Origin of the sequence: Halorubrum sp. SD683 (genome assembly GCF_002135045.1) — an archaeon.
Lineage (GTDB): Archaea > Halobacteriota > Halobacteria > Halobacteriales > Haloferacaceae > Halorubrum > Halorubrum ezzemoulense.
This window is the reverse complement of the sequence record NZ_NEWJ01000111.1, coordinates 1-5,553: the sequence shown is the minus strand read 5'-3', so window position 1 is coordinate 5,553 and position 5,553 is coordinate 1. Positions and strand designations below refer to the sequence as shown.

At 71.7% G+C, this 5,553-nt stretch carries 4 protein-coding genes and 1 pseudogene; 1 reads left to right on the top strand and 4 read right to left on the bottom strand.

All coding sequences use genetic code 11. The features are described from left to right. Positions 1 to 112 precede the first annotated feature (112 nt). Positions 113 to 1,039, top strand: a pseudogene (locus tag B9G49_RS15465) (sensor histidine kinase); the annotation flags it as partial. 10 nt (positions 1,040 to 1,049) lie between these two features. Here the strand turns inward: B9G49_RS15465 and B9G49_RS15460 are convergent. The 4 genes from B9G49_RS15460 to B9G49_RS15445 form a co-directional block, all read right to left on the bottom strand. Continuing rightward, positions 1,050 to 1,835: an aldo/keto reductase gene (locus tag B9G49_RS15460; RefSeq protein ID WP_086216964.1), complete on the bottom strand. Its 786-nt coding sequence runs from the start codon at positions 1,833 to 1,835 to the stop codon at positions 1,050 to 1,052. Positions 1,836 to 1,952: 117 nt separating this feature from the next. Next, complete coding sequence (locus B9G49_RS15455) at positions 1,953 to 4,535, bottom strand: cation-translocating P-type ATPase (RefSeq protein WP_086216963.1); 2,583 nt, start codon at positions 4,533 to 4,535, stop codon at positions 1,953 to 1,955. 1 nt (position 4,536) lies between these two features. Further along, a complete protein-coding gene (locus tag B9G49_RS15450; protein ID WP_049932459.1) occupies positions 4,537 to 5,370 on the bottom strand; it encodes a sulfite exporter TauE/SafE family protein in 834 nt (277 codons plus the stop codon). A gap of 69 nt (positions 5,371 to 5,439) precedes the next feature. After that, the coding region (locus B9G49_RS15445) for a plastocyanin/azurin family copper-binding protein (RefSeq protein WP_233125233.1) at positions 5,440 to 5,553 on the bottom strand (114 nt) is incomplete at its 5' end.

Genomic DNA, 5,553 nt, shown 5'->3' with positions numbered 1-5,553 from the left:
CGACCGATTCCGACCCAAACACATCTAGCGGAATCATCCGTGTCGGACACCGCTGACGCGGTGTCCTTGTCCTCTTCGACACGACAGCGACAGCTCGCCAGTATCAACAATCTCCTACAGAAGAGCGTACGGCACACCGACTGACGAGATCCGCGGCGACCCGGACAAGTTCCTCGACGCGGTCCATCCGGACGACCGGCCCGCGGTCGAGGAGGCGATGAAACTGCTCGCCGCGGGCGACTCCGTCGATATTGAGTACCGGGTGAACCCCGAAGAGAACTACAACCGGTGGGTGTGGGTCCAGGGCGAGCCGATAATCGAGGACGGCGAGGTCGTCCGCATCACGGGGTTCACCAAGGACGTCACCGACCGCCGCCGTCGGGAACGACAGCTCGTCGTGATGGACAACCTCCTGCGCCACAACCTCCGGAACGAACTCAACATCGTCCTCGGGACGGTCGAGGACCTCGAGGCCGACGTGCCGGAGGCGGCGGAACACACGGCGGTGATCCGACGGGTCGGCGAACGCCTCCTCCAGACCGCAGAGAAGGAACGGGAGGTCATCGATCTCATCACCGACCAGCGGGAGACCGATCGGATCGACCTCCGGAGCGTGGTCGAGGGGTGCGTCGAGACCGTCAGGGACCGATACGCCGAGGGGTCGATCACGGTCGACGGCCTCGACGCGGTCACCGTCGACGGGCGCTGCGAACTCCGGTCGGCGGTGACCGAACTCCTCGAGAACCCGTTTCAGCACAGCGACGACGGGAGGCCGACGGTAACGGTCCGACTGCGTCGGACCGACGACGGCGCCGAACTCGTGATCGAAGACGACCTCCCGGCGATACCGTCGGTCGAGGCCGACGTGCTCACCGGCGACCACGACATGACGCACGTCTACCACAGCAGCGGCCTCGGCTTCTGGGTCGTCTACTGGAGCGTGGAGCTGTCCAACGGGGACGTCGCGGTCGACTCCGATCCGGCCGGCCGCGAGCGCGGCAACCGGATCACGGTGTCGCTCCCGCGGGCGGCGAAGTGAGCCGGACGCCCTACCAGTCGGGCCCGAAGTCGGGGTTCAGCTGCCGGTCGGTCCGGCCGAGCGTGTCGATGGCCTCGACGTCCTCGTCGTCGAGTTCGAGGTCGAGGCTCGCGAGGTTGTCGCGGATGTGGTCGATCCCGGTCGCCTTCGGGATGGTGGTGACGCCGGACTCGCGCAGCCACGCGAGGCTCACCTGCGCCGCGCTGACGCCGTGCTTCTCGGCGATGTCGGCGATCGCCGGGTCGTCGAGGATCTCCCCGCGGGCGAGCGGCGAGTAGGCGACGAGCTCGATGCCGTTGGCGTCGGCGTACTCGCGGAGCTCCTCCTGGCGGAGCAGCGGGTGCATCTCGACCTGGTTCGCGAACGGCGCCTCGCCGAGCGCGTCCGTCGCGGCGTCGAGGTGTTCGGGTTCGAAGTTCGAGACGCCGATGCGGTCGATCAGGCCGTCGTCGCGGAGCTCGGCGAACGCCGGCAGCGTTTCCTCGGGCTCGTACTCTCCGGCCGGCCAGTGGACGTACATGAGATCGACCGCGTCGACGCCGAGCTTGTCGAGGCTCTCGCGGGTCGACGAGGCGACGTCCGCGGGCGTGAGCTCGTCGATCCACACCTTCGACGCGAGGAAGATGTCGTCGCGGTCGACGTCGCTCTTCGCGATCCCGTCGCCGACGGCCGCCTCGTTGCCGTAGATCTGCGCGGTGTCGACGTGGCGGTAGCCGGCGTCGAGCGCGTTCGCGACCGACTCGGTACACTGGGCGGGGTCGTCGTTCTCCCACGTGCCGAGCCCGAAAACGGGCATTCCGTTCCGCGTCGGCGTCGCGGGCTGCTGCTGTTGGTCTGTCATCGCTCAGGTCTACTCGCGTGAGCCGAAAGTCGCTTGCGGTAGGGGCGGGCGCGGCCGCGTCACGGGCCGCCCTCAGTCGTCCGCGAGCAGCGCCCGCGAGGAGTTCGTCACCACGAGGAGGCTCGACGCCCCCATCGCGACGGCGGCGAAGAGGGGGTTCAGCAGTCCGGTCGCCGCGAGCGGGATGGCGACCGCGTTGTAGCAGAACGCCCAGCCGATGTTCCCCTTCACGCGCCGGCCGGCCGCCCGGGCGAGCTCGAAGACGGTCGCCACGGAGCCGAGCTCGTCGTCGACGATCGCCACGTCGGCGGCGTCGGCCGCCATCGCGGTGCCGCCGCCGAGCGCGACCCCGAGGTCGGCCGCCGCGAGCGCCGGCGCGTCGTTGGTGCCGTCGCCGACCATCACGGTGACGCCGCGCTCCTTCAGCCGCCCGACCGCCTCGGCCTTCCCCTCGGGCGGCACGCCGGCGAACACCGACGAGACGGCGGCGTGCTCGGCGAACACAGTCGCGGCGCGCTCGTCGTCGCCGGTGAGGACGATCACCTCGACGCCCGAGCGATCGAGCGCCGTCACCGTCTCCTCCCAGCCCTCGCGGAGCTCGTCGCCGACCACGAGGAACCCCTCCGCGGCGCCGTCGCGGCCGACCGCGACCGGGACGCGCCCCACGTCCCGCGCGTCGGCGACCGCCTCGCGGACCGCGTCGGGGACGGTCCACCCGCGCTCGTCGAACAGGTCCGGGTGGCCGACGACGACCTCGACCCCGTCGACGACGCCAGAGACGCCGCGGGCGTGGTCCTCGAAGGACTCGACCGCGGGCCCGCCCGCGTCGGCCGAGGGGTCCGGCCCCTCCGTCGAGGCGTCGACCGCCTCCGCGCCGCCGTCGGCGACGGCCGGCCCGGTGCCGTCGCCGGTCGCGCCGCCGGGCGCGGCGCCCTCGGTGCCGACCTCGGCTCGCGCCGCCGCGACGGCCTGCCCGACCGGGTGCGCGGAGCGCGATTCGAGCGCGGCAGCGAGCCGGAGCAGGTCGTCGTCGACCTCGCGGGCGATCGGCCGCATCTCGCCGGTGGTCAGCGTCCCGGTCTTGTCGAAGACCACCGTGTCCGCGTCGCGGATCCGCTCGAAGACGGTGTCGTCGAACACGACGATGTTGCGCTCCAGCGCGTCGCGGATGCCGGCGGCGACCGCGAGCGGCGTCGCCAGCCCGAGCGCGCACGGGCAGGAGACGATCAGCACGGTCAGCCCGACGAGCATCGCGTCGGTCGGTGCCCCGCCGAGCGCGAGCGACGCGCCCGCGGCGACGACCGCGATGCCGAGGACGGCGGGGACGAACACCGTCGCGAGCCGGTCGGCGAGCTTCTGGACGCCGTGGTTCCCGCTCTGGAGGTCGTACACCAGCTCCGCGACGCGGTCGAGGCTGGAGGTCGCGTCCGGGCCGACCGCGACCGTGAGCGACCCGTCGGCGACGACGGAGCCGCCGACGACCGCGTCGCCGGCGACCTTCCGGACCGGGAGCGACTCGCCGGTGACGACCGACTCGTCGACCGCGGCGTCGCCGTCGACCGCCTCGCCGTCGACCGGGACCCGCTCGCCGGCGCGCACGAGGAGCCGGTCGCCCGGTTCGAGCGCGTCGACGGCGACCGACTCCGGCTCCCCGTCCGCGGTCAGCCGCCGGGCGTCGTCGACTTGGACGGCGGTGACCTCGGAGAGCAGTTCGGTCGCGCGGTCCTTCACCGAGTCCTCGTAGTGGTTGCCGACGGTGACGATGACGACGATGGCGACGGTCACGTCGTAGTATATCGAGGGCGACTCGACGAATATCACCGCGAGCGTGCTGTAGAGGTAGGCGCTCACTGCCGCGATGGCGACGAGGAGGTCCATGTTCGGCGAGCGCGTCTTCGCGCTGACGTACGCGCCCCGCAGGATCGGCTTCCCGGTGAAGAAGAGGACGATGGTGGTGAGGACGCCGATGACGATGAAGAAGTACGTTCCGGAGGTCGAGGCCATCGCCTGGTTGAGGTACTCCAGCGTGCGCTCGTTGTAGAACGGGAACGCGAAGTAGGTCGGGTAGATGAGGACGATGTACTGGAGCATGACCGCCATCCCGACGAGGACGCCCGCGGCGAGCCGCGCCGTCGCCATGTTCCGCGCCTGTCGGCGCGAGAAGGCGTCGTCGCGGTCGTACGCGCTGTATCCAAGCCCGCTCACGGTCTCGGTGAGGTCGTCGATGGTGACCGCGTCCGGGTCGTGATCGATCCGCACCGTGTCGGTGACGTAGCTCGCGCTCGCGCCGCTGACGCCGTCGGCGTCGGTCGCGACCGTCTCGATGAACGCCTCGCAGGTCGCGCAGTGCATCCCGTCGACCTCCAGGAACGTCGCCTCGTGACCCTCGGGCACGTCGCGGTCGCCGGACCCGCCCTCGGCGTCGGGGTCGTCAGGCCCGCCCGCACCGTCGTCGCCGCGTTCCTGCCGCCGCTCGCGGACCGCGTCGGCGTCGACGTCGACGTCGCCGAGCGCGGCGTACACGTCGCGGCAGCCGGTACAACAGAAGCGGTTGCCCTCGCCGTCGGTGACGTCGACGCCCTCGGTCGGAAGCTCACAGAGGGTACACGCGGAGGGGTCGTCGCCCGCGTCCGGCGGTCGAGCGGCCCCGCTCATTTCACATGCCCCCCATGCCGGCGTCGAGCGGGTTCCAGAACGGGAGCCGCGGGTGCGGCACGTGGATCCCGACGGACATCAGCCCGTGAGCGAACAGCACGTAGCCGAGCGCGACGAACGCGACGCCGAGCAGCCGGTGGACCCGGCGGCGGTGGACGGGGTCGACGCTCTCGATCAGCGTCCCGTAGGCGAAGACGGCCGGGATCGTCCCGAGCCCGAGCGCGCCGAGCGCGACGCCGCCGGCGACCGCCGAGCCGCTGGCGAACGCGTAGAGGTACGCCGGGTAGAGGATCGGACAGGGTAACAGCCCGTGGACCGCGCCGAGCGCGACGATCCCCGGGCCGTTCGCGAGGCGGTCGACGTACCCGGTGAGCCACCCGGTGACGCGTTCGAGCCCGGGGAGGTGGACCCCGCCGGTCGCGCCGCCGAGGAGGTACCTGACGCCGACGAGGATGACGGCCGCGCCGACGAGGAGGCCGACCCCGCCGCGGACGGTTTCGGCGGCGCCGGTCAGGGTCGCGGTGGTGACGAACACCGCGCCGCCGAGCGCGCCCAGCAGCGTTCCGATTGTCGCGTAACTCGCCGCGCGTCCGAGGTTGAACAGCGTGTGCTGGCGGACCTCGTAGGTGGTGAGGTGCCCCTCGCGGCCGGTCGCCCTGTCCGCCGTGCGCGCGGCGCCCGCCCCGCCGCCGTCGGTCCGGCCGCCGTCGGCGTCCATCCGACTCGCGTAGACGGTGACGAGCGGGCCGCACATGCCGATACAGTGGGCGCCGCCGAGCAGCCCGATCGCGAGGAACAGCAGGACGTCGGTCCCGAGGAGCGGCGAGAGGTCCATCTCTCAGTCACCCCTTGTTCGTGACGCGGGCGGGAATGGATTTCGGCGGGGGGCGGGCGGGCTCACGGCTCACTCCTCGACGACGACGGTCCCGTACATGCCGCCCTCGCGGTGCGGGATACAGACGTAATCGTGGGCGCCGGGGACCGGGAAGGTGTGTTCGCAGCGGTTGCCGGTCTTTAG